This is a genomic window from Roseivivax lentus, assembly GCF_900156805.1.
Lineage (GTDB): Bacteria > Pseudomonadota > Alphaproteobacteria > Rhodobacterales > Rhodobacteraceae > Roseivivax > Roseivivax lentus.
In genome coordinates this window covers 18341-45256 of record NZ_FTOQ01000005.1, presented here as the reverse complement: position 1 = coordinate 45256, position 26916 = coordinate 18341, and the positions used below count along the sequence as shown (strand labels likewise).

Genomic DNA, 26916 nt, shown 5'->3' with positions numbered 1-26916 from the left:
GGAACAGAGGGCCAGAGCGATTCGGGCGCAACCTGCCGCGGCAGGGCCGCACCCGAGCCATCGCAAGATCGGTCCATGAGGACGGGCAGAAGGCGGACAGCATGAGTGAGATCGACGAGCTTGAACGGCGGATCGCGGCGGCGCTCGACCGGATCGCGACCGGGGTCGAGAGCCTGGGCGGCGCGGGTGCCGCCTCCGGCGGCGACGACACCGTGTTGGAGGCCGCCGCTGCGCTGGCGGAGGCGCAGGCCGCGCTCGAGGAGGAGCGGCTGGCCAATGCCCAGCTCGAGGAACGGGTGCGCGCCATCCGCACCAAGCAGGAAACCGAGGTCGCCGCACTTCGCGCCGAGGCCGAGGAGGCCCGCGCGCGGCTCGCCGCCCTCGACGGGGACCTGCAGCGGTTGCGCCATGCCAACGAGATGCTGACCGGCACCAACCAGGAGTTGCGCGCGGCCCTCGAAGAGAATGTCGGAGAGCCGCATCTGATCAACAAGGCGATGCTCGCGGAGCTCGAATCCCTGCGCGCCGCGCGGGCAGTGGAGACCAGCGAGGCGCAGGCGCTTCTGGGCGCGCTCGCGCCGCTTCTGGCCGACGCCGCCGGAACCGACGCGGAGAGCGACGCCGACGCGCCCCAAACCGAGGAGGCCACCTGATGCCCGAGGTCGACATCACCATCGGCGGGCGCACCTTCGCGGTGGCCTGCCAGGACGGCGAGGAACCCTATCTGCTGAGCGCGGCGGAGATGCTCGATACCGAGGCGCGGGTGCTGATCGACCAGATCGGCCGCATTCCCGAGCCGCGGATGCTGCTCATGGCGGGGCTGATGCTGGCGGACAAGACCGCCGGGCTCGAGGAGAAGCTGGCAGCCTCGGATGCGCGTGTGGCCGAGCTCGAGGCGCAGCTGCGCTCCGCGGCCAGTGCGCCCGCGCCCGAACCCGAACGCATCGAGGTGCCGGTCCTGCCCGCGGGGGTGACCGAGGTGCTGGCGGAGTTGGCCGCGCGCGCCGAGGCGGTGGCCCAGGATATCGAGGATCGCGCCGAGCGCTGAGGCGCCGGGGCAGGCCCCACGCATGAAAACGGCGCGCCCGGGACCTGCCCGCGGCGCGCCGCTTCATCCGCCCGTGCGGGCGTCTTCAGATCAGCCGTTGGCTTCGCGGATCTTCTCGGCGGCGTCCTTGTCGAAGCTCACGCCGTTCTCGGCGAAGAGCTGGTCGAGCTCGCCCGACAGCGTCATCTCGGTGATGATGTCGCAGCCGCCCACGAACTCGCCCTTCACGTAGAGCTGCGGGATGGTCGGCCAGTCCGAGTAATCCTTGATGCCCTGCCGGATCGCGTCGTCGGCCAGCACGTTCACGTCGGTGAAATCGACGCCCATGTAGTTGAGCACGCCGGCGACGCGGCTCGAGAATCCGCATTGCGGCATGGATTTGGTGCCCTTCATGTAAAGGACCACGTCGTTGGCCTTCACGGTTTCCTCGATTTGCGCCTTTGCGTCAGTCATCGTCTTTCTCCATCTGTTGGACACGGCGCTTCTCGGCCCGGATATAGGGCATGAGCGCGCCGTAGGTGATCACGCCGACCAGCGCGAGTGCGCCCAGGATCGGCCAGGTCTCGGACAGGAAGGCCATCATCGCCCCGCGCCCGCCCTAGTCCGGAGCCTTGGTGGTCAGCGCCAGCGCGTGCAGTTCGCCATGGGCGCCGTCCATCTTCCCCTTCAGCGCGGCATAGACCGCCCGCTGCTGCTGGACGCGGTTCTTGCCGGCGAAACTCGCATCGATCACTTCGGCGGCGTAGTGGTTCCCGTCGCCGGCCAGATCGGTGATGGTGACCTTGGCGTCGGGAAACTCGGCGCGGATCAACGCTTCGATTTCGTGGGCCTGCATTGCCATGGGACAGGGCGCTCCGGATTGTTGCGTATTGGCCCAGATGTAGGCGGGCGGGCGCGGCGGTGCAAGCGGGCTCAGGCCGCCAGTTCGACCCAGACCGGCACGTGGTCGGAGGGTTTGTCGCGTCCGCGCACCTCGCGGTCGATGCCCACATCGGTCATCAGGTCCGCGCAGGCGGGCGTCATCAGGACGTGATCGATGCGGATGCCGTTGTTCCGGTTCCACGCGCCCGCCTGGTAATCCCAGAAGGAATAATGCCCCGGGCCGGGATGGCGCGCGCGGAACGCCTCGGTGAAGCCGAGATTCAGGATGCGGCGGAAGGCGGCGCGGCTTTGCGGCAGGAAGAGCGCGTCCTTCGCCCAGGCCTCGGGTTTCGCGGCATCCTCGGCCTGCGGGATGATGTTGTAATCCCCGGCCATGAGCGCGGGCATCTCGGCCTCCATCAGCGCCTCGGCGCGCGCATGAAGCCGGTCCATCCAGTCGAGCTTGTAGCCGTATTTGCCGTTATGCTCGGGCGTGCCGTCGGCGCCGAACTCGACCGGGTTGCCGTTCGGAAGATAAAGACCGCAGAGCCGGATCGCATGGGTGTCGCCCATCACCGTGGCCTCGATCCAGCGGGCCTGGTCGTCGGCGTCGTCGCCGGGCAGGCCGCGGGTGACATCCTCGAGCGGGCGCCTGGACAGGATCGCCACGCCGTTGAAGCTTTTCTGGCCATGGGTTTCGACATTGTAGCCCATGTCCTCGAAGACCTCGCGCGGGAAAGCGTCGTCGACCGACTTGATCTCCTGCAGGAGCACGACATCCGGCTCGGCCTCGGACAGCCAGTCGGTGAGCGCGGCCTGCCGCGCCTTGATGCCGTTGATGTTGAACGTGGCGATCTTCATGGAGCCTCCTGCGCGTGCCGCTCCGGTTTTGAGCGACGAGACGGGGGGATGCAAGCGCCGGAGGTCGTCTTTTCCGGCGATGATTCGCGCCCGCATTCGGGCGATGCGGGGACGGTTCCGGCCCAGGCGCCATCTTGCCCGGTGTTTATCCACAGAAATCTGCATTTCGTGGATAACGTTGAGAATTGTTTAACCGCCCGCGTGTTACCCCGCCGTCATTCTGTGGACAAACGCGGAAGGGCACCGCGAGCGCAATCTTAGGGGGAAATTAAGAGTCGCAACACCCGTTTTACGTGCAACGCTGGCTTCATCAACGTGAACTGGAGCATAAGATGTCTGCACTTAAGCAATTCGAAACGAACGATAATACCGCAATCTTTCAAACCGGCCGGACTGTGGCAAAGCGGTCCACCATGACCGGCGACGCCGTCGAGGCTTTCACCTCCTGGTCGGGGCCGGAAGACAGCATGCTGCATGGCGGCGATGCGACGGAGATGTTTACCTCCTGGTCGGGTCCCTCGGGCAGCGAGACGAAGACGGGCGATGCGACGGAGATGTTCACCTCCTGGTCGGGTCCCTCGGGCAGCGAGACGAAGACGGGCGATGCGACGGAGATGTTCACCTCCTGGTCGGGTCCGGCGGGCAGCGAGACGAAGACGGGCGATGCGACGGAGATGTTCACCTCCTGGTCGGGTCCGGCGGGCAGCGAGACGAAGACGGGTGATGCGACCGAGATGTTCACCTCTTGGTCAAAGCCGGCCAAGGGCTGAACCCCGGGGCGGACCTTCAGAGAAAAGGAAACGATCATGTCGAACGTCGTCAAGCTGAATGTCCCATCCCGCCTGACCGATGACGAGGCGCGCTACGGCGCCCTCGTCGCCACCTTCGCCCGGCACAGACGCGCCGAAGACGACGTGTTCTGGCTCAAGGAAAACGCCGAGATCCTGAACGTGCTGGAAAGCGCGGCCATTTCCCCGGGTCGCGAGGCGCTGACGGCGCTGTCGGGGTTTTACGACAGCGTCGCCTCGCGGCTCTCTTTCTTCCCGCAATATTACCGGTTCATCCTGTCGATCGCCCTCGATCTCGAGGATCTGGGGCTGCCCGGCCAGACCGCGGAGGCGCTCTGCGCCCGGGTCGCCGACGAGGGGCTGCCCGAAGCGGAACTGTCCGATCTGCAGCGGCTCGAGGCACGGCGCCTGCTGGCCCGGCGCGGGATCGTGGCGCTGCCCCGCGACGGCGGGCTCGAAGAGCGGCTGCGCGATTTCGCGGCACGCTGCAGCACCTTCGCGATTCCGAACAAGAAGGCCGCCTACGAGCTGACCCATATCGTCTTCTACCTGAGCGAGTACGGCCGCCGCGATCCGCGCTTGTCCGAGGCGGCGGAAACCAGCCTCGTTTATGCGGGCACCCTCGCGTTCCTCGATCGAAACGCCGATCTTCTGTCGGAAATCGCCATCGCGATGCATTATGCGGATATACAGGTGCCGCAACCTTGGGTAGAGTTCCTGGACAATGCCCTCAACGCCATGCGTGTCACGGCACATTCGGATTCGCACAGAATGGACGATTACCACGAATACCTCGTCGCCAACTGGCGCAGCGCGACATGCCGCGGCGCGGGCTTTTCGGGGCCGATCTATTCCGGCGCGATGCGGTTCGATGCGGCTCCGCGCGGGACCTCGCCGCTGCGCGAGCTGTCCGAATGCCTGTTCCTGCTGGGCGCCAATCGCGGCGATGACTGGCACGGAATGCGCCAGACCGTCGGCGAACTTCTGAGCCCCGAGGCGCGCGTCGTGCTGCACGAAGCGGCAGCGGCGGTGCCGGCGCAATTCGAAGCGTTCTTCGCCCGCTTCGCCCGGGCGGAAGGCCGCGGCGCGGGCCGGAGCGGGCCGTGACGGGTCTCGGCGCGACACGTCTCGGCGGGCTTCTCGTCGCCGTCTACACGCTGCAGATGGCCGCGGCCGACAGCATCACGAAGTTCATCGCGGGGCAATACGCGGCGCCGCAGCTTTTCGCGCTGGCCGCGCTCATCGCGGTCGCCCTGTCCTTCGTCGCAGCCCGGCGCCCGGCAGAGGGCGGCACGCGGCGGGCATTGAGCACGGGCCAGAGACCGGCGATGGCGATCCGCTCCGCGCTGACCGTGCTGGCCTCGGTCGCCTTCTTCTACGCTTTCCGATACCTGCCCTTCGCCGATGTCTTCCTGTTCATGGCGCTGGTCCCGGTGATCGCGGCGCTGCTTTCCGGCCCGATCCTGGGCGAGGCGATCCGCCCCACGGCTTGGATCGCGCTCGTGTTCGGGGTGGCGGGGCTGTTGTGCCTGATGCCCGAAGGTCCCTCGATGCTGTCGATCGGGCATGGCTGGGCCGGTCTAGCGGTGCTGTCGGGCACGGGCTCGCTGGTGGCGGCGCGGTATATCGCGCAGCGCGAACGCTCCACACTGGCGCAGGTCTTCTATCCGAATCTGGCGCTCTGCGTCGTGATGACGGCGGCCTTGCCCTTCGTCTGGACGCCGATGTCAGGTGCGGATCTGGCCTGGGTGTCGGTCTACGCGCTGATCCTCTTCGCAGCGCGCTGGACGGTAACGGCCGCCCTGGGGGTGCTGCCCGCCTATGTGGCCACGCCGCTCATGAACCTGCAATTCGTCTGGATGGTGGTGATCGGCTTTCTGGCCTTCGGCGAAGTGCCGGGCCTAGGCACCTTCCTCGGCGTCACCCTCGTGATCGGGTCCGGCCTGTGGCTGGTCTACGATACGGCGCGCCCGAAATGGCGCGAAGTGCCGGCGACGACCTGACGGGCGGGCCCTCTCCAAAGTTCATGTTGTGCTTTAAGGCCGACCCGCAGGAAACTGATATTGCGCCGAAAGTCAGGCTGGGATCACATCGAGAAGCTGGTGCCGCAGCCGCAGGAGCTGGCGACGTTCGGGTTCTCGATCACGAAGCGCGCGCCGATCAGCTCGTCGGAGAAGTCGATCACCGCGTTTTCCAGAAACGGCAGCGAGACCTGGTCGACCACGACCTTCTGGCCCTGGCCTTCGAGCACGATGTCGTCGGCTTCGGGCGCGTCGAGCTTGATCTCGTACTGGAAGCCCGAGCAGCCGCCACCTTCGACGGCCACGCGCAGGGCCTGGCCCTGGTCGCCCGCGCCGATCTCGGCCAGGCGGGCAAAGGCGCGCTCGGTCACTTTCGGGGGCAGATGCATGGATACCTCGGATATGATGCGGGCCTCGGCCCGGATGGATGACGCGCGGCGCGGGCGGCGTGGCAGAGCCAGTTTCCTTCCCGCGTCAGGGCGAATATATGAGGTCGCGGGACATGCGACAAGGACCCCGCACGTGACGATTGCCCCCTATGCTTGCACGCCCGCCGCCTCGCGCGGACGCCGCCACCCCGAAGAGGAGAGCGCGTTCCGCTCGTGTTTCCAGCGAGATCGGGACCGCATCATCCATGCCTCGGCCTTCCGGCGGCTGAAGCACAAGACGCAGGTCTTCGTGGAGCATGAGGGCGATTTCTACCGCACGCGGCTGACCCATTCGATCGAGGTGGCGCAGGTTGCACGCACGATCTCCAACGCGCTCGGCCTCGATCTGGACCTGACCGAAGCGGTCGCGCTGGCCCATGACCTCGGCCACACGCCCTTCGGGCATACCGGGGAAGACGCGCTTGACGCGCTGATGGCGCCGTTCGGCGGGTTCGATCACAATGCGCAGACGCTGCGGATCGTCACGCGGCTGGAGCGGCATTACGCCGAGTTCGACGGGCTGAACCTGACCTGGGACACGCTCGAAGGGATCGCAAAGCATAACGGCCCGGTGGCCCATCCGCTGCCCCATGCGCTGGCGGAATACAATGCCGAGCACGACCTCGAACTGCACACCCATGCCAGCGCCGAGGCGCAGGTCGCGGCCTTGTCGGACGACGTGGCCTACAACAATCACGACCTGCATGACGGGCTGCGCGCGGGCCTTTTCACCGAGGCCGAGATCGCCGAATTGCCGCTCGTGCGCGACGCTTACGCCGAGGTCGACCGGGCCTATCCGGGTCTCGATCCCTACCGCCGGCGGCACGAGGCGCTGCGGCGGGTCTTCGGGTACATGGTGGCCGATCTGATCGACACCTCGCGCGCCCGGCTCGCCGCATCGGGGGCGACGGGGCCGCAGGAAATCCGCGATCTGGGCCATCCGGTGATCGCCTTTTCGGACGCGCTCTGGTCCGATCTGAAGGCGATCCGCGGCTTTCTTTTCGCCCGGATGTACCGCGCGCCCTCGGTCATGGCGCAGCGCGAGAAGGTGACGCGGGCGGTCAACGAGCTGTTCCCGATCTACCTCGAACATCCGGACGAGTTGCCGCGCCGCTGGCAGCGCGACGTGGAGGCCGCCCCGGATCGGGCGGCGCTGGCGCGGCTGGTGGCCGATTACATTGCCGGGATGACCGACCGCTTCGCCCTGCAGGACCATGCGCGGCTGACCGGGGTCGACGTGCTGAGCGACCAGACCTGAGGCGCATTCCGGCCCTCGCCAAAGGCGCGGCGGCTGCTACATTTCATCCCGGACATCGAGAGGAAGACAGATGGCGACACCCGCGGAGGCCGGCCTCACCCCGGTGATGGCATTTGCGCTTGTCGGCGCGCTTGGCGTGGGGTCGCAATGGCTGGCCTGGCGGCTGCGGATGCCCGCCATCGTGCTTATGCTGCTGGCCGGTCTGATCGTGGGGCCGGGCCTTGGCATCGTCGATCCCGGGCGCGATTTCGGCGCGATCCTGCAACCCATGGTGGCCATCGCCGTGGCGATCATCCTGTTCGAGGGCGGGCTCACGCTGCATATCTCGGCGCTGCGCGATGCCGCGGTGGGCGTGCGCCGGCTGGTCTTTCTGGGGGCGCCGCTGGGCTGGGCGGCCTCGGCCGCGGCGCTGTACTACGTGGCGGGGCTGTCCTGGCAGACCTCGGCGGTGTTCGGCGGCATCATGATCGTCACCGGCCCCACGGTGATCGCGCCGCTCCTGCGCCAGGCGCGACTGCGGCGGCGGCCGGCGGCGCTTCTGCAATGGGAGGCCATCGTCAACGATCCCGTCGGCGCGCTGGCGGCGGTGCTGGCCTTCGAGGTGGTCATCGTGCTGCAGACCGCCACCGGCGCGGCGCAGGCGGTGGGCGATCTGGCGCTGGGGATTTCGGTCGCGACCGTGCTGGGCCTCGCCGCGGGCTGGGGCACGGCGCGCGCCTTCCAGCGCGGACATGTGCCGGAATACATGAAGGTGCCGGTGCTCTTCGTGCTGGTGCTGCTGGTCTTCGGGGTCTCGGACTGGGTGCTGCACGAGGCGGGCCTTCTGGCGGTCACGCTGATGGGGCTGTGGATCGCCAATGTGGCGCTGCCCTCCTACGTGGAGATCCGCCGCTTCAAGGAGCAGGCGACGGTGATGCTGGTCTCCGGCGTATTCATCCTGCTGGCGGCGAACATGGACCGGGAGACGCTGGCCTCGCTCGATCTGCGCGCGCTCGGCTTCGTGCTGGTCGTGGTTCTGCTGGCGCGGCCCGCGGCGGTGCTGATCTCGCTCGCCTTTTCGGGCGTGCCCTGGGCCGAGCGCCTGCTCGTGGCCTTTACCGGGCCGCGCGGCGTCGTGCTGGTCGCGGTGGCGGGCCTGTTCGGAGAGCGTCTGGCGGCCATCGGCATCGAGGATGGCGCGCGCATGGCGCCGCTGGCCTTCGCGCTGGTGGCGGCGACGGTGGTGTTGCATGGCTTCACGCTGTCGCCCCTGGCCCGCGCCCTCGGGCTGACGGCGGCGGACCGGCCCGGGGTGATGATCGTCGGCGGCTCGCGCTGGTCGCTGGCGCTCGCGCGGGCGCTGAAGACGCTTGATCTGCCGGTCATCATCGTCGATCCGAACCACGCCCATCTGCGCGCCGCGCGGGAGGCGGGGATCGAGACCTATTTCGGCGACCTGCTGTCGGAGGATGCCGAGCACCGGCTGGACCTCATCCGCTACGAATACGTCATCGCGGCGACCGACAACGACGCCTATAACACGCTGGTTACCACTGATCTCGGGCCGGAATTCGGCCGCGAAAAGGTGTTCCAGGTGCGCCGGACGCGCGACAGCTCCTCGCGCCACGCGCTGCCCGCGAGCTTGGGCGGGCGGCCCATCGGCGCGAACGAGACCTTCCACGAATCCGAGGCCCGGATCGCCGAGGGCTGGGAGTTCCGCAGCACCCGGCTGTCGGCGGAGTTCACCCTGAAGGATTGGCGCGAGAAGAATCCCGAGGCCTTCATCGTGGCCGATTTCGGCCCCGGCGGCGCGCTGCGCTTTCTCGGCCCGGACGAGACGCCGCGCGATGCCAACGACGTTCAGATCCTGATGCTGGCGCCGAAGCGCGAGGAGCGCAAGCAGGCGAGCTAGGGACGGAGCGTGCGACCCGGGCCGGCATTGGAGCGTGGCGGCTGCACGCGTCTCACGACGCCTCGATCCTGCGCCTCGTGATGATCGCTCGGGCCACCAGGAGACCCCCGCATTGACGCGGCCCGTCCGCATGGTAGAGGACACCCGAACCCCGGGAGCCTTGCCATGAACCTCTTTTCCGAGATCGGAACCCTTGTCACGGACGCGATCGGTGCGCTTGCCCGAGACGGCACGCTGCCCGAGGGGCTGAACCTCGGCCCGGTCACCGTCGAGCCGCCGCGCGATCCCGCGCATGGCGACATGGCGACCAATGCCGCGATGGTGCTGGCCAAGCCCGCGAAGATGAAACCGCGCGACATCGCCGAGGCGCTGGTGCCGCATCTGGCCGCCGATCCGCGCGTGTCGGAGGCCAGCGTGGCCGGGCCGGGCTTCATCAACTTGCGGCTTGCGGACAGCGTCTGGCAGGCGCTGCCCACGGCCATTCTGAAGGACGGCACGGCCTTCGGGCGGTCGACCATGGGGCAGGGGCAGAAGGTCAACGTGGAATACGTCTCGGCCAACCCGACGGGGCCGCTCCATGTGGGGCATACGCGCGGCGCGGTCTTCGGCGACGCGCTGGCCTCGCTGTTGGATTACGCGGGCTACGAGGTCACCCGCGAGTATTACATCAACGATGGCGGGGCGCAGGTCGATGTGCTCGCCCGCTCGGTCTACCTGCGGTATCTCGAGGCGCATGGGCAGGCCGTCGCCTTCGAGGACGGCACCTATCCGGGCGATTACCTGATCGCGGTTGGGGCGGCGCTGAAGGACAAGGTGGGCGACGCCTACATGGACCAGCCCGAAGCGGTCTGGCTCGAGGAGATCCGCGATTTCGCCACCGCCGCCATGATGGAACTGATCCGGGAAGACCTGGCCTCGCTCGGGGTCGAGATGGACCACTTCTTCTCGGAGAAATCGCTTTACGGCACCGGCAAGATCGAGGCGGCGATCGAGGATCTGCGCTCCAAGGGGCTGATCTACAAGGGCGTGCTGGAGCCGCCCAAGGGCAAGACGCCCGAGGATTGGGAACCGCGCGAGCAGACGCTGTTCAAATCGACCCGGTACGGCGACGACGTGGACCGCCCGATCATGAAATCGGATGGGGCCTGGACCTATTTCGCCCCCGACATCGCCTACCATTACGACAAGGTCAGCCGGGGCTATGACGCGCTGATCGACGTCTTCGGCGCCGATCACGGCGGCTACGTCAAGCGGATGAAGGCCGCGGTCGCGGCGCTCTCGGCGGAGAAGACGCCGCTCGATATCAAGCTCACGCAGCTCGTGAAGCTCTACAAGAACGGCGAGCCCTTCAAGATGTCGAAGCGCGCCGGCACCTTCGTGACCCTGCGCGACGTGGTGGACGAGGTCGGGCCCGATGTGACCCGCTTCGTGATGCTGACGCGGAAGAACGACGCGCCGCTCGACTTCGATTTCGACAAGGTGCTGGAGCAGTCGAAGGACAACCCGGTCTTCTACGTGCAATATGCCCATGCCCGGGTCTGTTCGGTCCTGCGCAAGGCCGCCGAGGCCGGGATCGCGGTTGACGACGCGACCCTTGCGGCGGCGGACCTCGCCGGGCTGACGCATCCCTCCGAACAGGCGGTCGCGAAGAAGCTCGCCGAATGGCCGCGCCTCGTCGAGATCGCCGCGCGCACCCATGAGCCGCACCGCGTGGCCTTCTACCTCTACGAACTGGCCTCCGAGCTGCACGCGCTCTGGAATAAGGGCAACGACATGCCGGAACTGCGTTTCCTGCAGGAGGGCGATGCGGCCACAAGTCAGGCGAAAATCGCGCTGGCGCGGGCTGTCGCGGTTGTCATCGCGGGCGGTTTGGGTATCCTTGGCGTGAAACCGGTCGAGGAAATGCGCTGATCGAACCAAGCGCCCCGCCGGTCAGGCAGAGCAGATTGACCGGCGGCCCCGTGCCGCCGAGGACGAGGCAGGCATGGCAGATATCTACCGTTCGGGCCCCGTGGCGGGGTCCGCAGGACAGAGCACTTTCGCGACATTGACCCATCTTACCGGCGCAGCGCTTTCGCTGGCGCTGATCGTCGGCATCGGCGTTTGGGGCACCAAGCTGATCCTGCGCGACGTCTCGGGCATCCCGGTGGTGCGCGCGACCGAAGGGCCCATGCGCGTCCAGCCCGACGATCCGGGCGGGCGGCTGGCCGACCATCAGGGCCTCGCGGTGAACGACGTGGCGGGGCAGGGCATGGCGGCACCGCCGCCCAGCGAAATCCGCCTCGCCCCGCGGGATGCCGCGCTCAGTGCCGAGGACGTGCCGCTGGGCGCGCTCGGGGCGCGGCCCCGGTCACGTCAGGCGGCGCTGCCCGAAAGCCCGACGCTGGGCGAGGAAGCGCCGGAGGCGTTGGAGGCACAGGAAGTACCGCTTCCCGAGGGCGAGATGGCCGAGACGGGCGCGCCGGACGCGGCCCTGGAGGACGCGGCGGAGCCCGAGGAATTCGCCTCGGCCACGATCGGGATCACCGATGATCCGGTGCGCGCGGCGATCGACGCGACGGTGGAGATGGCGCTCGAGGCCGATGGCGGCATCGCGCGCTCCCTGCGTCCGCAGACGCGGCCCGCGGGCCTGCGCGACACCGCGCGCAGCGCGGCGGCCGCCGCCACACCCGCGGGGGCCAAGGAGGTCGATCCGACATCGCTGCCCGCCGGCACGCGGCTCGTGCAGCTCGGCGCCTATGACAGCGTCGAGACCGCCCGCCGCGAATGGAGCCGCTTCGAGACCCGTTTCGAGGATTACCTGAGCGGCAAGGACCGGGTGATCGAGCAGGCGGCCTCGGGCGGCAAGACCTTCTACCGGTTGCGCGCGCATGGCTTTGCCGATCTGTCGGATGCCCGGCGCTTCTGCGCGGCGCTGGTGGCCGAGAACGCCGATTGCATTCCGGTGGTGACGCGGTGACCCGCTTCGGCGCGGCGATCCTGGCCCCGCTGGGCCTGCGCCTCAGCGCCGCGGAACGCGCCTTCTTCGGGAAAGAAAATCCGTTTGGTTTCATCCTCTTCGCGCGCAATGTTGAGGCGCAGGACCAACTTCTCGCGCTGACCTCCGAGCTGCGCGACAGCGTCGGGCGCGATGCGCCGATCTTCATCGACCAGGAAGGCGGGCGGGTGCAGCGCCTGCGCGCGCCGCTCGCGACCGATTGGGAGGCGCCGCTCGATTTTGCCGCCCGTTACGGGAATGTGGCGCGCGAGGCGATGTATCTGCGCTACCGGATCATCGCGGCGGAGCTGCGCGCCTGCGGCATCGACGGCAATTGCGCGCCGATGCTGGACGTGGCCCGCTCCGAGACCCATCGCTTTCTGAAAAACCGATGTTACGGCAGTGACTTGCCGCGCGTTCTTGATCTGGGCCGGGCGGTCGCGAAGGCGCATCTCGATGGCGGCGTGCTGCCGGTGATGAAACACATGCCCGGCCATGGCCTCGCCCGGCTCGACAGTCATCTCGACCTGCCGCGCATCGCGGCCCCCGCGACGACGCTGATGGAGACCGATTTCGCCGCCTTCAAGCCGTTCTCGGACCTGCCGCTGGGGATGACGGCGCATCTGGTCTTTACCGAGTATGACGACCGGCCGGCAACCGTGTCGCCGCGCATGATCCGTCTGATCCGAGATGAGATCGGCTTCGGCGGACTGCTGATGACCGACGATATCTCGATGGAGGCTTTGTCGGGCAGCATCGCCGAGCGCGGCGCGGCGTCGCTCGCGGCGGGCTGCGATGTGGTCCTGCATTGCAACGGCGAGATGGCCGAGATGGCGCCGCTGATGGAGGCCATCGGCGAGATGACGAGCGAGGCCTATGTGCGCGCCGTCGCCGCGCTTACCGCCCGTGAGGCGCCGGACTCGGTTGACATCGCGGGCCTCAGGGCCAAGCTGGACGCGCTGTCACCAGAGCGCGCAGGATGAGCGAAGAGACCCAGTTCGAATTACAGCCCATGTCCGTTGCGGACCGCCTGCAGGCGGAGGCGTTGATCGTGGATGTCGACGGCTTCGAGGGGCCGCTCGACCTGCTGTTGACGCTGTCGCGCACGCAGAAGGTCGACCTGCGGCGCATCTCGGTGCTGGATCTCGCCAAGCAATACCTCGCGTTCGTGGAGAAGGCGAAGGAGCTCAGGATCGAGCTTGCCGCCGATTACCTGGTGATGGCGGCCTGGCTGGCCTTCCTGAAATCGCGCCTGCTGCTGCCGCCCGACCCGACCGAGGAGGGCCCCTCGGGCGAGGAATTGGCCGCGCATCTGGCCTTCCAGCTTGAACGCTTGCAGGCGATGCGCGAGGTCGCCGCACGGCTCATGGCGCGGGACCGCAAGGGGCGCGACTTCTTCGCCCGCGGCCTGCCCGAACCCATGGAGCGGGTGCGCCGGGTCAAGTACACCGCGACGATCCTCGACCTGATGCAGGCCTATGCCCGGACGCGCACGCGCGACGAGTTCCGTCCCTTCGTGATGGATCGCGACCGCGTCTTCACCATGGAGATGGCGCTCGACCGGATGCGCGGAATGATCGGCTTCGCGGGCACCTGGACGGATATCTCGGTCTACCTGCCCGAGGGCTGGCATGACGATCCGGTGCGGCGGCGCTCGGCCACGGCGGCGACCTTCGCGGCCTCGCTGGAACTGGTGAAGGAAGGCCGCGCGGAGCTGCGTCAATCCGAGCTGTTCGCGCTCATCGAGTTGCGCCGCAGGGAGGGCCGGGAGACATGAACGATCAGCCCGACATCACCGAGGACACCCGCGATCCCGCCGGGGAGAGCCTGTTCGAGGCACCCCCCATGGGCGAGCAGGAACGCATGGTCGAGGCGATCCTCTTTGCCACCGCAGAGCCGCAGACGGTCAAGGAGCTGAACGACCGGATGCCCTTCGGCTGCGACGCCGCCGAGGCGCTGGTCTATCTGCAGAAGCGCTACGAGGGGCGTGGCGTGCGCGTGGTGCGCGTGGGCGATGCCTGGGCGATCCGCACCGCGCCCGATCTGGGCTTTCTCATGCGCAAGGAGACGGTGGAGACCCGCAAGCTCAGCCGCGCGGCGATCGAGACGCTGGCGATCATCGCCTATCACCAGCCCGTCACCCGCGCCGAGATCGAGGAGATCCGCGGCGTGTCCGTCAGCCGGGGCACGGTGGACCTGCTGATCGAGATGGAATGGATCCGCTTCGGGCGGCGCAAGATGACGCCGGGCCGCCCGGTGACCTTCGTGGTCACGCAGGACTTCCTCGATCATTTCGGGCTGGAGAATGCCCGCGACCTGCCGGGCCTGAAAGAGCTGCGCGCGGCGGGCCTGCTGGAGAACCGGCCGCCGCCCGGCGCCATGCCCGGGCCGGGCGAGGGCGACGTCGATGCCGAGGAAGAGACCGACGAAGGCCAGAGCGAGCTTTTCGAGGATTGAGCGCGCAGGCCGGCGGGTTTCGCGCGGCTTTTGCGCGCAATCACTTGGATGGCGGATCATTGGCCATGAAATCGGCACAATTGCGACCTAGGTGAACGAGGTACGGCGCTGTGACGCGACGAGGAGAGGCGAGATGAACGCGAACCAGATCATCAACATGATCATGCGCACGGTGATGCGTCAGGTCATCAACAAGGGCGTGAACGCGGGCATGGACAAGGCCTTCGGCAAGGGCAAGGCCCGCGAGGACATGACGCCCGAGGAACGCCAGCAGGCGCAGGCGGCCAAGAAACATGCCGGCAACGCCCAGAAGGCGATGCGCGCGGCCCGTCGCGCGGGGCGGTTCTGAGCCCCCGACGCGGGCTGTCCTGACCGATTGTCCGCCCGGCCCCGCGCCGGGCCTTTTGCCGTTCCGGCGGGGCGATGCGACTCGGGCTTCGGGACTTTGGCCCCTCAGACCCGGAAATGCTTGGACAGTTTCAGCCCCTGGCCCTGGTAGTTCGAGGCGATCTCGCGGCCGTAAAGCTGGTCCGGGACCTCGTCCATCTTCTCGTAGACGAGGCGTCCGACGATCTGGCCATGTTCTAGCACGAAGGGGGCCTCGTGGCAGCGGACCTCGAGCACGCCGCGCGATCCGGTGCCGCCCGCGCCCGCATGTCCGAAACCCGGATCGAAAAAGCCCGCGTAATGCACCCGGAACTCGCCCACCATGGCGAGGTAGGGCGCCATCTCGGCGGCATAGGCGGGGGGAATATGCACCGCCTCGCGGCTCACGAGGATGTAGAAGGCGTCGGGATCGAGGATGATCCGGCCCTCGCGGGTGCGCAGCTCTTCCCAGAACTCGGCGGCATCGTAATGCCCGATCCGGTCGAGGTCGATCACGCCGGTATGGGGCTTGGCGCGGTAGCCCACGAGGTCGGAGCCCTCGGCGGGCTGCAGATCGACCGAAAAGCCCAGACCGTCGCGGATGAGCGCGGGGCCGCCGCCCACAAGCGTCTCGGCGTCGTGCAGGGCCGACAGCGCCGCGTCGTCGAGCACGGATTGCCCGCGGCGGAAACGGATCTGGTTGAGCCGCATGCCGGTCCGGACCAGCACCGAGAAGGACCGCGGGCAGATCTCGGCGTAGAGCGGCCCGTCATAGCCCGGCGCGATGCGGTCGAACTCGGTGCCGCCATCGGTGATCGTGCGGGTCAGCAGGTCGAGCCGCCCGGTGGAGCTTTTGGCGTTTGCGATGGCCGAGATATCGGCGGGCAGGGTGACGCGTTCGAGCAGCGGAATGAGGTAGACGCAGCCCTTCTCGAGGACGGCGCCGCCGCTCAGATCGACGCGGTGCATCTCGAACTCGGCGAGCCGGTCCTCGACGCGCCGGTCCGCGCCGGCCAGAAACGACGCGCGCACGCGGATCGCCTGGTGGCCGAGCCGCAAATCGAGGCTGGCGGGCTGGATCTGTCCTTCGACAAGCGGCGCTTCGGGCCGGATCACGCCGGAGGCGACCAGCGCTTCGATCTGTTGGCTTGCCAATACGCCCGTCATGCCGCCATCCCCTTCGCGTCCTGCGCCCGCGCTCATTGTCTAGCAACCCGCGCAGGCGAATGGGAGCGCGTTTCTATCGGATAAGGCGGGAAAATCGGGGAAATTCGGGGATATGTCCGCCGCGCCCTGTCACGGAGCCCGAAGCCCCGCGCAATGCGGCGGAAGAAGAGGTAGCTGGTCGGGCTAGCAGGACTCGAACCTGCGACCTTCCGTCCCCCAGACGGACGCGCTACCAGGCTGCGCCATAGCCCGACTACGCGGTGTCTTACCGGTTTTCAGCGCGGTCGCAACCCCTTTGCGCGGGGATTTTTCGCAAGGCGCGCGCGGTCATCTTCGGGGGCTAGGCGCCGCGGCCCAGATGGTCGCGCAGCGCCGCGGCATGCGGGGCGATGCGCGCGGCCATCGCGGGGCTGAGGCGCGAGATACCGGCGAGATGATGCAAGGGACCGTGCGGCAGGGGCGCGTCGGGATCCGGTCGCGGGGTGGCAAGGGGCGCTTTGGGCGCCGGTTCCGCGTCCTGGCTGGCGGCAGGCTCCGGCGTCTCCTCGGGCGCGGTGTCCTCATCGGCCGCGCGGTCCGGCGCCTCGTCCGAGGGCGCGCGATCGCTGAAGGGTTTGGCGAGGAATTCGGGGGTCGTGCCGAAGAGGCTGGGCTGTTGCGCGTCGTCTTCCGCTGCGTCCGGGGCGGCGGGGCGCACCTCCTTGGCCGGTCCGGCCTCGTCGGCGGCATCCGTCGCTGCGGCCTCCACGCTGTCTTTGTCGCGCAGGGTTTCGCTGATCAACCGGTCGATATCGGCCTCCGGCGCGGAGGCGGAGGCCTCCGCAAGCGCGGCATCGTCCTGCGTGTTCTGGTCAGGGGAACCGGGGGCCGGCAGGTCGATCCCGGCCATATCGGTATCCGCCTCGGGGAGCGGCGCCTCGACGATGCCGGCGGCCTCGTCGGTAGCCGCGTCCTGAGCGGCGGTATCGCGCGCCGCGGGTGCGGCCTCTTCCTCATCCGCAGGGGCATCCTCTGCGCGGCCAGGCGTCTCGGCGAGCGTGCCGCCGGTGAAGGGCACCACGGTGGACGCGGGAGGCTCGGCCTCGATGAAGGGGGCGTCGGCCTCTTCCTCGGCGGCGTCGATCTCGGCGGTTTCGGCCTCCTCGACGGCGCTGTCTTCCTCGATCCGGGCGGGCGCGTCGCCGAGGGCGGCATCCTCCTGCGCGGTGGCCTCGATCGGGGCGTTCCGGTCGTCCTCGGCACCGTCCTCGATCGGCGGGGCCAGCGCCGAGACTGCCTTAACGCCATGTTCGGAAAGGTATTTCTGCACGCCCTTGATGGTCAGGCCATCATCATGCAGGAGCTTCTTGATGCCGCCCAGAAGGACCATGTCGGCGGGGCGGTAATAGCGCCGTCCGCCCGCGCGCTTGACCGGTTTGACCTGCGGGAACTTGCTTTCCCAGAAGCGCAGCACGTGGGCGGGCGTGTCGAGCCAGTCCGCCACCTCGCTGATCGTGCGGAAGGCGTCGGGGGATTTGCTCATATCGGTCTCAGCTCTTGTTGCCTGCGGCCACGCGGTCCTTCATCAGGTGCGACGGTCGGAAGGTCAACACGCGGCGGGGCTGGATGGGCACCTCCTCGCCGGTCTTGGGGTTGCGGCCGACGCGGGCGGCCTTGTCGCGCACGGAAAACGTGCCGAAGGACGATATCTTGACCTGTTCGCCCGCGACGAGCGCGTCGGACATGTGCTGCAGGATCGCCTCGACCAGTTCCGCGCTTTCGTTGCGCGACAGCCCGACTTCGCGGAACACCGCTTCGCTCAGATCCATGCGCGTGAGTGTCTTCTCGCCCATCGGCCATCTCCCTGATTTTCGAGAGTGTAGGCGCGGGGCAATTTCCGAGTCAATATCAATGGCTTGGCGTCAGGCGTTGAACCGCCGCAAAATCGCTACCAGCGCAGTACCACGGCGCCCCAGGCCAGCCCGCCGCCGATGGCCTCGGTCACCACCAGATCGCCGCGCTTGATCTTGCCCTCGGCCTGGCCCACGGACAGGGCAAGCGGGATCGAGGCGGCGGAGGTGTTGCCGTGGTCCTGGACGGTGACGATGACGTTGTCCATGGACAGGCCGAGCTTCTTCGCGGTGCCGGTGATGATGCGGATATTGGCCTGGTGGGGCACCACCCAGTCCACATCGGCACCGGTCAGCCCGACCTTGGCTAGCGCGGTATTGGCGGTCGCGGCGAGCTTCTCGACCGCGTGGCGGAAGACCTCCTTGCCCTCCATGCGCAGAAAGCCCGTGCTTTGCGTGGACACGCCGCCATCGACATAAAGGATATCGCGGTGACGCCCGTCGGAATGCAGGTCGGTCGACAGGATGCCGCGATCCTCGACCGAACCGCTGCCGGTCTTGGCCTCGAGAATGAGCGCGCCCGCGCCGTCGCCGAAGAGCACGCAGGTGGAGCGGTCGTCCCAATCCATGATCCGGCTGAAGGTCTCGGCGCCGATGACCATCACGCGTTCGGCCTGGCCCGACAGAATCAGCGCATTGGCATTGGCCAGCGCGTAGATGAAGCCCGCGCAGACCGCCTGGACGTCGAAGGCGAAGCCGCGCGTCATGCCGAGCTGCGCCTGCACCATCGTGGCCGCCGAGGGAAAGGTCAGATCGGCGGTGGAGGTCGCGACGATCAGCGCGTCGAGATCGCCCGCCACCAGCCCCGCATCGGCGAGCGCGGCCCGGGCCGCATGGGTGGCGAGGTCGGAGGTCGTCTCGCCCTCGGCGGCGAAATGGCGCCGTTCGATCCCGGAGCGGCTGCGGATCCATTCGTCCGACGTGTCGAGTCGCGCCTCGAATTCGGCATTCTCGACCACGCGGGCAGGGAGGTAATGGCCGCAACCGGCAACCACGGCGCGCAGCGTCATGTCTTGTCCTTTCCGTCTTCGGCGGAATTGGCGACATCCTGTGCAAGCTCCGCGGCGGATGCAACCCGGGCCTTCAGCCGGTCGGTGAAGCCCGACTCGGCGAGCCGGCAGGCCAGCCGAACCGCGGCGGCGACGCCGGTCGCATCCGCGGCGCCGTGGGATTTCACCACCGTGCCGTTGAGCCCGAGGAAGACGCCGCCATTCACCCGGCGCGGATCGATGCGCTTCGACAGCCGCTTGAGCGAGGGATAGGCCAGCAGCGAGGCGATCCGCGAGATGATCGAATAGGCGAAGGCCTCGCGCAGCAGATCGCGGATGAGGCTCGCCGTGCCTTCGCCGGTCTTCAGCGCCACGTTGCCGGTAAAGCCGTCGGTGACGATCACGTCGGCCACGTCGCCGGGGATGTCGCCGCCCTCGACGAAGCCCACGAAATCGAACTCGGCATCGTCGGCGGTGGCGTTGATGAGACCATGCGCCTCGTGCAGCTCGGTGCGGCCCTTGTGTTCCTCGGTGCCCACGTTCAGCAGGCCGACGCGTGGCCGCGCCAGCGACAGGCCGTTGCGCGCATAGGAGACGCCCATCAGCGCGTATTGCAGCAGGTCACGGGCATCGGCGCGGATATCGGCGCCCACATCGAGCATGACGTTGAAGCCCTGCTCGGACCGGGAGGGCCAGAGAATCGCAATTGCAGGTCGGCTGACGCCCGGCAATTTGCGCAAACGCACCATGGAGATCGCCATGAGCGCCCCGGTATTGCCGCAAGACACCGCGATCGAGGCCTCGCCGTTGCGCACTGCGTCGAGCGTGGACCACATCGAGGTGCCCTTGCCGTTGCGCATCACGTGGCTGGGCTTGTCGTCCATGGAGACGATGTCGTCCGCATGGCGTATATCGACGCGGCCCTTCAGGCTGGGCGTCTTGGCGACGAGCTTCTCGAGCTCGGCCTTGCGGCCATGCAGGAGGAACCGCACGTCGGGGTTCTTGTCGGCGGACAAGGCAAGACCGGCGACGACGGTCGCCGGTCCCTGATCGCCGCCCATGGCGTCGATGGAAAGAACCACCTCGGCGCGGCCCGTCTCCTGCTGATCCTGCGAAGAGGTCATGAAGATGGGCCTCGCGGGGATGCGTTACTCAGGCTGCGTCTTCGTCCAGGTCGATCTCGTCCGCGACCGCGACGACCTCACGGTCGGCATAATGGCCGCAGGACGGGCAGACGTGATGCGGGCGCTTCAGCTCGCCGCAATTGGTGCATTCGTTGGGGTTCGCAGCAACGAGCGCGTCATGGGCGCGGCGGTTGTTGCGACGCGACTTGGATACTTTGTTCTGTTGGACGGCCATGTCTCAACCTCAATTTCGTGTTTCCGGCGCAGTCTTGAACCGACGCCGCTGTCGGGAATCTGGCGGGGGGATAGTCCCTATCGCGCACCGCTGGCAACCCTGAATTCCGGTGAAGGCGCATACATAGTGACGGCGTGTCAAAACGCAAGCGGTTTCTGGGGCGGTCAGCCCTCCTCGTCGTCGCCCTTTTCGAGCGACGCCTTCAGCCCCGCGAGCCCGGCGAAGGGCTTGGTTTCCTCCTCCGCGATCGGGGCGGCGCCCGCGGGCCGGGCCTCGACGCGCAGTTCGGGCGCGTCCTCGGCGCGGGGATAATCCGGCGCGGCGAGGGCCAGCGCCTCGGTCAGCACCTGGGCGGGGTCGATCACATCGCCGAGCAGTTCGGTGGTGTCGTCCTCGGGCATCTCGATCTCGGAGCCGGGTTCGGGCGCCTCGAGAAGCGCGGGCGGCAAGTAGGTGCGTTCGACCGGGCGGTCGATCCGCGTCGTGACCGGGGCCAGCGTGACGATGCAAGGCTGGATCACCGTCGCGCCGAGCCGCGCCTCGAGCCGCCAGCCGCGTTTGCCGAGCGGCTTGATCGCGCCTTCGAGCACGACCTTGCGCAGCGACGAGAAATCGAGCGCGCGGGCGATCTCGGCGCGGGCCGCGGCATCGGGTTCGAGCCGGAAGCGCGTGGGCGCGGTCTGTGACAACTCCGCAATGCGGAACGGGCCGGATCGTGCGGGGGTCTCGGTCATGGCATCGGCACCTTTCGGAGCGCTGGGGTTTTTTCGCGGCACGCCCGCGGCTTGATCGCGGGTGCGTCCTTCTGTAAGCGGGATAAAAGGCGTTCGAGGCCAAAGGCAAGAGGGACGGAATGACGGGCAGGCTTGAGATGGCACGCGGCACGCGCCTTGTCGCGGTCCTGACGCTGATGGTCGGGCTGGCCGCCTGCACCGCGGATTTTCGCAATCACGGTTACGTGCCGCCCGAAGAGGACCTGCAGGCCATTATCCCCGGCATCGACACCCGCGCCACCGTCGAGGAGACCGTGGGCGTGCCCACCGCCTCGGGCGTGCTGTCGGACGGGGCCTATTACTGGGTCGGCACGACCATGCGCCATTACGGCTGGCAGAAGCCGCAGGTGGTCGAGCGCGAGGTGGTGGCGATCTCGTTCACCGAGACCGACGTGGTGGCCAATATCGAGCGTTACGGCCTCGAGGACGGGCGCGTCGTGCCGATCTCGCGCCGGGTGACCGACAGCGCCAGCGGCGATCTGAGCTTCATCCGCAAGCTCTTCGGCAATATCGGGTCGCTCAACCCGGCCGGTTTCTTCGAGGAATAGGCGTGGCGCTCGCAGCCAGCCCGCGGACCACTGGGCGCGCGGGCGGCCTTGGCGGCGATGCTGGAGCGCATGCCGGTACTGGCATACCGACGGACGACCTTTTCCGCATCGAGACGGCAGCCTTGCGCGTGCGCGCAGCGGCCTCGGCGGCCGATCACGCGGCCATCCTTGCCCTGCGCGCGCAGGCCTTCCGCGGGGCCGCGGCCGCGCCCGAGGAAGACGGCTTCGATCCCCTGTGCCGGCACGTGCTGGTCGAGGAGCGCGGCAGCGGCCGGGTCCTTGCGGCGTTCCGGCTGCTGCACCTGGCCTCGGCGCGCGAGATCGCAACGAGCTATGCCGCGCAATTCTACGACCTGGGCCGGCTGACCGGCTATCCCGGCGGGATGGCCGAGATCGGGCGCTTCTGCCTGGCCGAGACCTGCCGCGATCCGGACGTGCCACGGCTGGCCTGGGCGGCGCTGACGCGCTTCGTCGATGCCCATGACCTGCGGCTCCTGTTCGGCTGCGCCTCGTTCCCCGGCACCGATCCCGCGCCCCATGCCGCCGGGTTCGACTGGCTGGCGCGGCACCACCGGGCGCCGGAGCGCTGGCGGATCGGGGCGCGGGCCCCGGATATCCACGATTTCGGCCGGGCCGCCCCCCTCGCGGCGGCAGGACCGGCGGACATGGGCGGAAAGGCCGGACAGGTGGGGCTGCGGGCGCTGCCGCAGCTGCTGCGCAGCTACCTCGCGCTTGGCGGATGGGTCAGCGATCACGCGGTGATCGACCGCGACCTCGGCACCTGCCATGTCTTCACCGGGGTGGAGATCGCGCGCATTCCGCCCGCCCGGGCGCGGGCATTGAGGCGTCTGGCGGGCTGAAGCTCCTCGCGCCCTTGCGGGCGCTCCTCGCCGCTGCCATATGGCGCGCCATGGCTCAGGCACCGCTTCTGCAACTTTCAGACATCTCGCTGACCTTCGGGGGCGAGCCGGTCTTCGCCGATCTGTCCTTTGTCGTGCAGCCGCGCGACCGGGTGGCCCTCGTGGGGCGCAACGGATCGGGCAAATCCACGCTGATGAAGGTCATGGCGGGGCTCGTGGAGCCCGATACCGGCACGCGCGTCGTCCCGCCCGGCCAGTCGGTCGGCTACATGGAGCAGGACCCGGATCTCTCGGGCTTCGCGACGCTCGGGGACTTCGCCGCGTCCGAGCTGGGCCCCGCGGATATGTACCGGGTCGAGGCGGCCTCGGAGGGGCTCAAGTTCGATCCCGCCCGGCCCGTCGAGACGGCCTCGGGCGGCGAGCGGCGGCGCGCGGCGCTGGCCAAGCTGATGGCCGAGGATCCCGAGCTTCTGCTGCTGGACGAGCCCACCAACCATCTCGACATCGAGGCGATCGGCTGGCTCGAGGCTGAGCTCAAGGCCACGCGCAAGGCCTTCGTGCTGATCTCCCACGACCGCCGCTTCCTGAGCGAGCTGACGCGCGCCACCCTCTGGATCGACCGGGGCGCGGTGCGCCGCCGCGAGACGGGCTTCGAGGGCTTCGAGGAATGGCGCGACACGATCTGGGCCGAAGAGGACCTGCAGCGCCACAAGATGGACCGAAAGATCAAGGCCGAGGCGAAATGGGCGGTCGAGGGCATCTCGGCCCGGCGCACCCGCAACCAGGGTCGGGTGCGGGCGCTGAAGGCGCTGCGCGAGGAACGCGCGGGCATGATCCGCCGTCAGGGCACGGCCGCGATGGACCTCGCCTCGGGCCCGACCTCGGGCAAGAAGGTGATCGAGGCCGAGGGGATCGCCAAGGCCTTCGACGGCAAGACCATCCTGCGCGATTTCTCCCTCAAGATCGAACGCGGCGACCGGGTGGCCTTCGTGGGCCCGAACGGCGTGGGCAAGACCACGCTCATCCGCATGCTGATGGGCGAGGAGGCCCCCGACGAGGGCCGCGTCAAGCTGGGCACCAACCTCGTGCCGGCGGTCTTCGACCAGAGCCGCGCCAAGCTCGACGGGGACATGTCGCTTTGGGAAAACCTGACCGGCGATCCGGACATGCGGGTGTCGGGCAAGGCCGATCAGATCCTCGTGCGCGGGCAGCCCAAGCACGTCGTGGGCTATCTCAAGGAGTTCCTCTTCGACGAGCGGCGGGTGCGCGCGCCGGTGCGCTCGCTGTCGGGGGGCGAGAAGGCGCGGCTGCTGCTGGCCAAGATCATGGCGCGGGAATCGAACCTGCTGGTGCTCGACGAGCCCACCAACGATCTCGACGTGGAGACGCTGGACCTGCTGCAGGATCTCCTGGGCGAATACGACGGCACCGTGCTTTTGGTGAGCCACGATCGCGATTTCCTCGACCGGGTGGCGACGACCACCGTGGCGATGGAGGGCGACGGGCGCGCGGTGGTCTATGCGGGCGGTTGGTCGGATTACCAAAGCCAGCGGCAAGCGCGCGAGGATACGGCGCGGCCCGCGTCCCGCGACACAGCGCAGCCCAAGGCGGAGGCGCCGAAGGCCAAGGCGAAACCGAAGCCATCGGGGCTGAGCTTTTCGGAAAAGCACCGGCTGGAGGAATTGCCCGGCGTGATCGCGCGGCTCGAGGCGGAGATCGGCAAGCTGAACGGTCTGCTGACCGATCCGGATCTCTTCACGCGGGAGCCGGTGAAGTTCCAGAAGGCGACGGAAGCTCTGGCCGAGCGGCAGGAGAAGCTGTCGGCGGCGGAAGAAGAATGGCTGGCGCTGGAAGAGAAGGCCGAGGCTGCGGGGTAGGGGCCGGACCAAGGCCGCCGGGCCCGGCTCGGGCCGGACCACGCCTGACGCTATGGCGCCGCAGGCGCGTCGCTCGGGCGGTGCGATGACGTGGGAAGATTTCGCGCCGCCCTCCGTCCGTTGCCGTGTCGGACCGTCGGCCTGCCACTCCCCCGGCGCAGGGACGGACCCCCGGGTATCGGCCTCGTCACAGCCGCCGGTCCGCCTCAGACCTTCGGGCCGATCCCGAACAGCCGGGGCGTGACCATGAGCGTGCCCACGGTCATCAGGATGCGCGCGACGTGAAAGAGGCTCACCAGCGCCGGGCTCACCGACAATGACAGCGCGATGAGCGACATCTCGGTCACGCCGCCCGGCGCGAAGCTCAGCAGCAATTGCACCACGTCGAGCCCCGTCACCTGCGCCAGCGCGACCGACAGGCCAGTCCCGAGCGTCAGCATGAACAGCACCGACAGGAAGGCGAGGCCCAGACCCTTGCGGATATGCGCCGCGGTGATGCCCAGAAAGCGCAGGCCGAGCGAGGTGCCGATGACCACCTGCGCCGTCGCGAGAACCCAGAACGGCAGGTGCAGCTCGATCGCGCCCATCAGCGTGAGCGCGGCGGTGATGACGAGCGGTCCGACCAGATGGCCCGCCGGCACATGCACCGCGCGCGCCAGGAACAGGCCGAGGCCCGCAGCGCCCGCGCCGAGGACGCAATCCGTCCAGCGCGGCGGCACGTCGCCGCCGGGAGCGATCCCCGCCGCGGAGCCCAGGGGCTCGCCCGCCCAGATCGACAGGGCGGCGGGCACCAGCGTCACGACGAAGATGATGCGCAGAAATTGCTGCAGCGTCAGGATGCGGATATCGGCGCCGGCACCTTCGCCCAGCAGGATCGATTCCATCAGCCCGCCGGGCGTGCCGGAATAGAAGGCGGTGGCGCGGTCATAGCCGCCCAGCCGCTCGAAGATCGCGACGTTCCCCGCATGAGCCACCAGGATGAATAGCAACAGCGCGGCCAGCGCCAGCGGCAGCGTGGCGAGGCTGTCGAGCAGCGCGGGCGAGGCCTGGCTGCCGATCATCACGCCGATGAGCGCGATGAACGGGTTCCGGAAGCGGTTCGGGAAGATGTAATCCCGCAAGAGGCCGCGCTGCAGCGTCGCCACGCAAAGCGCCGAGACCGCGAGCGCGCCGATCATCCAGGGCATCGGCACCATCACCTGCGCCGCAAGCCAGCCGCCCGCCGCGCCGAGGCCCAGCACGAGCGCGGTCAGAAACAGCAGGCGGGGCGGGGGCAGACGGTGCATGGGCCGGACTTACGGCGCGGCGCGGCGATGCGCAATCGCGCGGGGGCTTGGCGCCGTGCAAAGCCGGGTTAGCTCAGGCGCATGACAGGCGCTCTCTTCATCGGGTCGAACATCTATCGCGGGTCGAGCTATGGCCGGCTGCACCCCTTGTCGATCCCGCGCGTGCCCACCGTGATCGACCTGTCGCGGGCGCTGGGATGGCTGCCCGCGTCGCGCTACCGCATCTCGCCGCGCGCCAAACCCGCGGCCCTGCTGGGCTTTCACACGCCCGAATACATCCGCGCGCTGGTCGCCGCCGAGACCGCGCAGGCGGTGGACGAGGGCACGCGGCTGCGGCACGGGTTGGGCACCCTGTCGAACCCGGTCTTTCCCGAGATGTATCGCCGCCCCGCGACGGCGGCGGGCGGGGGCATGCTGGCGGCCGAACTCGTGGCGGAGGGCGGCGTCGTCTACAATCCGGGCGGCGGCACGCATCACGGCCATCCCGATTGCGCCAACGGCTTTTGCTACATCAACGAGCCGGTGCTGACGATCCAGCGGCTGCTGGACCAGGGGCTTGGGCGCATCGTCTATATCGACATCGACGCGCATCATCCCGACGGGGTGGAGCCGGCCTTTGCGGGCTCGGACCGGGTGCGGATGATCTCGTGCCACGAAGAAGGGCGCTGGCCCTTCACCGGCAGGCTCGAGGATGAGGCGGGCGGCGCGGCCTTCAACCTGCCGCTGCCGCGCGGGGCCGATGACAGCGCCTATCGGTTGTTCCTCGACGAGGTGCTGCTGCCCGCGACGGAAGACTTCAAGCCCGACGCGATCTTCCTGCAATGCGGCGCCGATGCGGTGACGGAAGACCCGCTGTCGCGGCTGGCGCTGTCCAACAACGCGCATATCGAGACGGTCCGCGCGCTGCGTCCGCTTGCGCCGCGGCTGATCGTGTCGGGCGGCGGCGGCTACAATCCGTGGAGCGTCGGACGGCTCTGGACCTGCATCTGGGCCACGCTGTCGGGGCAGACAATTCCGGACTTTCTGCCCGAGGAGGCGCAGGCCATCCTGCGCGGCCTTGCCTGGGCGCGGAAGGGCCGGCCGAGCGAGACGCTGCTCACCACCCTGCGCGATGCGCCCCGCGAAGGGCCGATCCCGGACGCGGTGCGGGCGCGCGTGGCGCATCTGGCGGCGCGGATCTGAGCCGCCGGCCCCCGCCGATTGCGCTTGAAC

Annotated in this window: 30 protein-coding genes and 1 tRNA gene; 17 read left to right on the top strand and 14 right to left on the bottom strand. The window is 68.5% G+C overall.

From position 1 onward, the window contains the following. Positions 1–101: 101 nt before the first annotated feature. On the top strand, positions 102–653 hold the full coding sequence (locus tag BW990_RS10720; RefSeq protein ID WP_076448039.1) for a hypothetical protein: 552 nt from the start codon (positions 102–104) through the stop codon (positions 651–653). Further along, positions 653–1048: a cell division protein ZapA gene (locus tag BW990_RS10715; protein ID WP_076448038.1), complete on the top strand. Its 396-nt coding sequence runs from the start codon at positions 653–655 to the stop codon at positions 1046–1048. The genes BW990_RS10720 and BW990_RS10715 overlap by 1 nt, the downstream gene beginning before the upstream one ends. Before the next feature lie 90 nt (positions 1049–1138). Here BW990_RS10715 and grxD read toward each other — a convergent pair whose 3' ends face one another. The 4 genes from grxD to xth all read right to left on the bottom strand — a co-directional run bounded on the left by grxD (position 1139) and on the right by xth (position 2770). Next, positions 1139–1501: a Grx4 family monothiol glutaredoxin gene (grxD, locus tag BW990_RS10710; protein WP_076448037.1), complete on the bottom strand. Its 363-nt coding sequence runs from the start codon at positions 1499–1501 to the stop codon at positions 1139–1141. Next, entirely contained in the window at positions 1494–1631 is a 138-nt protein-coding gene (locus BW990_RS21825) for a hypothetical protein (protein WP_159441629.1), read from the bottom strand. The genes grxD and BW990_RS21825 overlap by 8 nt, the downstream gene beginning before the upstream one ends. A gap of 15 nt (positions 1632–1646) precedes the next feature. Beyond that, positions 1647–1889, bottom strand: a complete 243-nt coding sequence (locus tag BW990_RS10705; protein ID WP_076448036.1) for a BolA/IbaG family iron-sulfur metabolism protein — start codon at positions 1887–1889, stop codon at positions 1647–1649. Between the two features lie 71 nt (positions 1890–1960). Continuing rightward, positions 1961–2770, bottom strand: coding sequence for an exodeoxyribonuclease III (xth, locus tag BW990_RS10700; RefSeq protein ID WP_076448035.1), 810 nt, complete (start codon positions 2768–2770; stop codon positions 1961–1963). A 413-nt stretch (positions 2771–3183) separates the two neighbouring features. Between xth and BW990_RS10695 the strand changes: the two genes are divergently transcribed. From BW990_RS10695 to BW990_RS10685, 3 genes are read left to right on the top strand one after another with little or no spacing between them, the layout of a single operon-like run. Next, on the top strand, positions 3184–3540 hold the full coding sequence (locus tag BW990_RS10695; RefSeq protein ID WP_076448034.1) for a DUF6749 family protein: 357 nt from the start codon (positions 3184–3186) through the stop codon (positions 3538–3540). 36 nt (positions 3541–3576) lie between these two features. Beyond that, complete coding sequence (locus BW990_RS10690) at positions 3577–4665, top strand: DUF6902 family protein (RefSeq protein ID WP_076448033.1); 1089 nt, start codon at positions 3577–3579, stop codon at positions 4663–4665. After that, on the top strand, positions 4662–5561 hold the full coding sequence (locus BW990_RS10685) for a DMT family transporter (protein ID WP_076448032.1): 900 nt from the start codon (positions 4662–4664) through the stop codon (positions 5559–5561). The genes BW990_RS10690 and BW990_RS10685 overlap by 4 nt, the downstream gene beginning before the upstream one ends. Positions 5562–5644: 83 nt before the next feature. On the opposite strand, the gene BW990_RS10680 is transcribed toward BW990_RS10685, so the two are convergent. Further along, the gene (locus BW990_RS10680; RefSeq protein ID WP_076448031.1) at positions 5645–5968 is read right to left on the bottom strand and encodes a HesB/IscA family protein; all 324 of its coding nucleotides are present in this window, start codon (positions 5966–5968) and stop codon (positions 5645–5647) included. 139 nt (positions 5969–6107) lie between these two features. Between BW990_RS10680 and BW990_RS10675 the strand changes: the two genes are divergently transcribed. From BW990_RS10675 to BW990_RS10640, 8 genes are all read left to right on the top strand, one after another. After that, entirely contained in the window at positions 6108–7265 is a 1158-nt protein-coding gene (locus tag BW990_RS10675) for a deoxyguanosinetriphosphate triphosphohydrolase (RefSeq protein WP_076448158.1), read from the top strand. Between the two features lie 70 nt (positions 7266–7335). Further along, positions 7336–9156: a cation:proton antiporter gene (locus BW990_RS10670; protein ID WP_076448030.1), complete on the top strand. Its 1821-nt coding sequence runs from the start codon at positions 7336–7338 to the stop codon at positions 9154–9156. A gap of 165 nt (positions 9157–9321) precedes the next feature. Further along, on the top strand, positions 9322–11067 hold the full coding sequence (gene argS, locus BW990_RS10665) for an arginine--tRNA ligase (RefSeq protein ID WP_076448029.1): 1746 nt from the start codon (positions 9322–9324) through the stop codon (positions 11065–11067). Positions 11068–11140: 73 nt separating this feature from the next. Next, on the top strand, positions 11141–12115 hold the full coding sequence (locus tag BW990_RS22240; protein WP_076448028.1) for an SPOR domain-containing protein: 975 nt from the start codon (positions 11141–11143) through the stop codon (positions 12113–12115). Continuing rightward, the gene (locus BW990_RS10655) at positions 12112–13116 is read left to right on the top strand and encodes a glycoside hydrolase family 3 N-terminal domain-containing protein (RefSeq protein WP_076448157.1); all 1005 of its coding nucleotides are present in this window, start codon (positions 12112–12114) and stop codon (positions 13114–13116) included. Before BW990_RS22240 ends, BW990_RS10655 begins: the two co-directional genes overlap by 4 nt. Then, on the top strand, positions 13113–13910 hold the full coding sequence (locus BW990_RS10650) for a segregation and condensation protein A (protein WP_076448027.1): 798 nt from the start codon (positions 13113–13115) through the stop codon (positions 13908–13910). The genes BW990_RS10655 and BW990_RS10650 overlap by 4 nt, the downstream gene beginning before the upstream one ends. Beyond that, positions 13907–14590 carry an SMC-Scp complex subunit ScpB gene (scpB, locus tag BW990_RS10645; RefSeq protein WP_076448026.1) on the top strand — a complete coding sequence of 228 codons (684 nt, stop codon included), beginning with the start codon at positions 13907–13909 and terminating at the stop codon, positions 14588–14590. Before BW990_RS10650 ends, scpB begins: the two co-directional genes overlap by 4 nt. A gap of 133 nt (positions 14591–14723) precedes the next feature. Continuing rightward, on the top strand, positions 14724–14939 hold the full coding sequence (locus tag BW990_RS10640; protein ID WP_076448025.1) for a hypothetical protein: 216 nt from the start codon (positions 14724–14726) through the stop codon (positions 14937–14939). Positions 14940–15043: 104 nt separating this feature from the next. Here the strand turns inward: BW990_RS10640 and BW990_RS10635 are convergent, their stop codons facing one another. The 8 genes from BW990_RS10635 to BW990_RS10600 form a co-directional block, all read right to left on the bottom strand. Further along, positions 15044–16123 carry a 2'-deoxycytidine 5'-triphosphate deaminase gene (locus BW990_RS10635; RefSeq protein ID WP_076448024.1) on the bottom strand — a complete coding sequence of 360 codons (1080 nt, stop codon included), beginning with the start codon at positions 16121–16123 and terminating at the stop codon, positions 15044–15046. Positions 16124–16298: 175 nt separating this feature from the next. Beyond that, positions 16299–16375 (bottom strand) — tRNA-Pro (locus BW990_RS10630). Positions 16376–16463: 88 nt separating this feature from the next. Beyond that, positions 16464–17645, bottom strand: a complete 1182-nt coding sequence (locus BW990_RS22100) for a MerR family transcriptional regulator (RefSeq protein WP_083950557.1) — start codon at positions 17643–17645, stop codon at positions 16464–16466. Positions 17646–17652: 7 nt separating this feature from the next. Then, on the bottom strand, positions 17653–17955 hold the full coding sequence (gene ihfA / locus BW990_RS10620; RefSeq protein ID WP_076448023.1) for an integration host factor subunit alpha: 303 nt from the start codon (positions 17953–17955) through the stop codon (positions 17653–17655). A gap of 95 nt (positions 17956–18050) precedes the next feature. Further along, the gene (locus tag BW990_RS10615) at positions 18051–19022 is read right to left on the bottom strand and encodes a beta-ketoacyl-ACP synthase III (protein ID WP_076448022.1); all 972 of its coding nucleotides are present in this window, start codon (positions 19020–19022) and stop codon (positions 18051–18053) included. Then, positions 19019–20125, bottom strand: a complete 1107-nt coding sequence (gene plsX / locus BW990_RS10610; protein WP_076448021.1) for a phosphate acyltransferase PlsX — start codon at positions 20123–20125, stop codon at positions 19019–19021. Before plsX ends, BW990_RS10615 begins: the two co-directional genes overlap by 4 nt. A 28-nt stretch (positions 20126–20153) precedes the next feature. Continuing rightward, entirely contained in the window at positions 20154–20360 is a 207-nt protein-coding gene (rpmF, locus tag BW990_RS10605; protein WP_076448020.1) for a 50S ribosomal protein L32, read from the bottom strand. A gap of 164 nt (positions 20361–20524) precedes the next feature. After that, entirely contained in the window at positions 20525–21094 is a 570-nt protein-coding gene (locus BW990_RS10600; RefSeq protein ID WP_076448019.1) for a YceD family protein, read from the bottom strand. Between the two features lie 119 nt (positions 21095–21213). Between BW990_RS10600 and BW990_RS10595 the strand changes: the two genes are divergently transcribed. From BW990_RS10595 to BW990_RS10585, 3 genes are read left to right on the top strand one after another with little or no spacing between them, the layout of a single operon-like run. Beyond that, positions 21214–21681 carry an outer membrane protein assembly factor BamE gene (locus tag BW990_RS10595; RefSeq protein WP_234990220.1) on the top strand — a complete coding sequence of 156 codons (468 nt, stop codon included), beginning with the start codon at positions 21214–21216 and terminating at the stop codon, positions 21679–21681. 2 nt (positions 21682–21683) lie between these two features. Further along, on the top strand, positions 21684–22541 hold the full coding sequence (locus BW990_RS10590) for a GNAT family N-acetyltransferase (RefSeq protein ID WP_234990219.1): 858 nt from the start codon (positions 21684–21686) through the stop codon (positions 22539–22541). 50 nt (positions 22542–22591) lie between these two features. Next, positions 22592–24418, top strand: coding sequence for an ABC-F family ATP-binding cassette domain-containing protein (locus tag BW990_RS10585; RefSeq protein WP_076448018.1), 1827 nt, complete (start codon positions 22592–22594; stop codon positions 24416–24418). 206 nt (positions 24419–24624) lie between these two features. Here the strand turns inward: BW990_RS10585 and BW990_RS10580 are convergent, their stop codons facing one another. Continuing rightward, on the bottom strand, positions 24625–25704 hold the full coding sequence (locus tag BW990_RS10580) for an AbrB family transcriptional regulator (RefSeq protein WP_076448017.1): 1080 nt from the start codon (positions 25702–25704) through the stop codon (positions 24625–24627). Between the two features lie 81 nt (positions 25705–25785). Between BW990_RS10580 and BW990_RS10575 the strand changes: the two genes are divergently transcribed. Next, positions 25786–26886: an acetoin utilization protein AcuC gene (locus tag BW990_RS10575; RefSeq protein ID WP_076448016.1), complete on the top strand. Its 1101-nt coding sequence runs from the start codon at positions 25786–25788 to the stop codon at positions 26884–26886. The last annotated feature ends 30 nt before the right edge of the window (positions 26887–26916 follow it).

Excerpts from the sequence above, each read along its gene's own strand:
- BW990_RS10720 (WP_076448039.1), top strand. The coding sequence starts at position 102 with ATGAGTGAGATCGACGAGCTTGAACGGCGGATCGCGGCGGCGCTCGAC.
- BW990_RS10715 (WP_076448038.1), top strand. The coding sequence starts at position 653 with ATGCCCGAGGTCGACATCACCATCGGCGGGCGCACCTTCGCGGTGGCC.
- grxD (WP_076448037.1), bottom strand. The coding sequence starts at position 1,501 with ATGACTGACGCAAAGGCGCAAATCGAGGAAACCGTGAAGGCCAACGAC.
- BW990_RS21825 (WP_159441629.1), bottom strand. The coding sequence starts at position 1,631 with ATGATGGCCTTCCTGTCCGAGACCTGGCCGATCCTGGGCGCACTCGCG.
- BW990_RS10705 (WP_076448036.1), bottom strand. The coding sequence starts at position 1,889 with ATGGCAATGCAGGCCCACGAAATCGAAGCGTTGATCCGCGCCGAGTTT.
- xth (WP_076448035.1), bottom strand. The coding sequence starts at position 2,770 with ATGAAGATCGCCACGTTCAACATCAACGGCATCAAGGCGCGGCAGGCC.
- BW990_RS10695 (WP_076448034.1), top strand. The coding sequence starts at position 3,184 with ATGACCGGCGACGCCGTCGAGGCTTTCACCTCCTGGTCGGGGCCGGAA.
- BW990_RS10690 (WP_076448033.1), top strand. The coding sequence starts at position 3,577 with ATGTCGAACGTCGTCAAGCTGAATGTCCCATCCCGCCTGACCGATGAC.
- BW990_RS10680 (WP_076448031.1), bottom strand. The coding sequence starts at position 5,968 with ATGCATCTGCCCCCGAAAGTGACCGAGCGCGCCTTTGCCCGCCTGGCC.
- BW990_RS10670 (WP_076448030.1), top strand. The coding sequence starts at position 7,336 with ATGGCGACACCCGCGGAGGCCGGCCTCACCCCGGTGATGGCATTTGCG.
- argS (WP_076448029.1), top strand. The coding sequence starts at position 9,322 with ATGAACCTCTTTTCCGAGATCGGAACCCTTGTCACGGACGCGATCGGT.
- BW990_RS22240 (WP_076448028.1), top strand. The coding sequence starts at position 11,141 with ATGGCAGATATCTACCGTTCGGGCCCCGTGGCGGGGTCCGCAGGACAG.
- BW990_RS10650 (WP_076448027.1), top strand. The coding sequence starts at position 13,113 with ATGAGCGAAGAGACCCAGTTCGAATTACAGCCCATGTCCGTTGCGGAC.
- scpB (WP_076448026.1), top strand. The coding sequence starts at position 13,907 with ATGAACGATCAGCCCGACATCACCGAGGACACCCGCGATCCCGCCGGG.
- BW990_RS10640 (WP_076448025.1), top strand. The coding sequence starts at position 14,724 with ATGAACGCGAACCAGATCATCAACATGATCATGCGCACGGTGATGCGT.
- BW990_RS10635 (WP_076448024.1), bottom strand. The coding sequence starts at position 16,123 with ATGACGGGCGTATTGGCAAGCCAACAGATCGAAGCGCTGGTCGCCTCC.
- BW990_RS22100 (WP_083950557.1), bottom strand. The coding sequence starts at position 17,645 with ATGAGCAAATCCCCCGACGCCTTCCGCACGATCAGCGAGGTGGCGGAC.
- ihfA (WP_076448023.1), bottom strand. The coding sequence starts at position 17,955 with ATGGGCGAGAAGACACTCACGCGCATGGATCTGAGCGAAGCGGTGTTC.
- BW990_RS10615 (WP_076448022.1), bottom strand. The coding sequence starts at position 19,022 with ATGACGCTGCGCGCCGTGGTTGCCGGTTGCGGCCATTACCTCCCTGCC.
- plsX (WP_076448021.1), bottom strand. The coding sequence starts at position 20,125 with ATGACCTCTTCGCAGGATCAGCAGGAGACGGGCCGCGCCGAGGTGGTT.
- rpmF (WP_076448020.1), bottom strand. The coding sequence starts at position 20,360 with ATGGCCGTCCAACAGAACAAAGTATCCAAGTCGCGTCGCAACAACCGC.
- BW990_RS10600 (WP_076448019.1), bottom strand. The coding sequence starts at position 21,094 with ATGACCGAGACCCCCGCACGATCCGGCCCGTTCCGCATTGCGGAGTTG.
- BW990_RS10595 (WP_234990220.1), top strand. The coding sequence starts at position 21,214 with ATGACGGGCAGGCTTGAGATGGCACGCGGCACGCGCCTTGTCGCGGTC.
- BW990_RS10585 (WP_076448018.1), top strand. The coding sequence starts at position 22,592 with ATGGCTCAGGCACCGCTTCTGCAACTTTCAGACATCTCGCTGACCTTC.
- BW990_RS10580 (WP_076448017.1), bottom strand. The coding sequence starts at position 25,704 with ATGCACCGTCTGCCCCCGCCCCGCCTGCTGTTTCTGACCGCGCTCGTG.
- BW990_RS10575 (WP_076448016.1), top strand. The coding sequence starts at position 25,786 with ATGACAGGCGCTCTCTTCATCGGGTCGAACATCTATCGCGGGTCGAGC.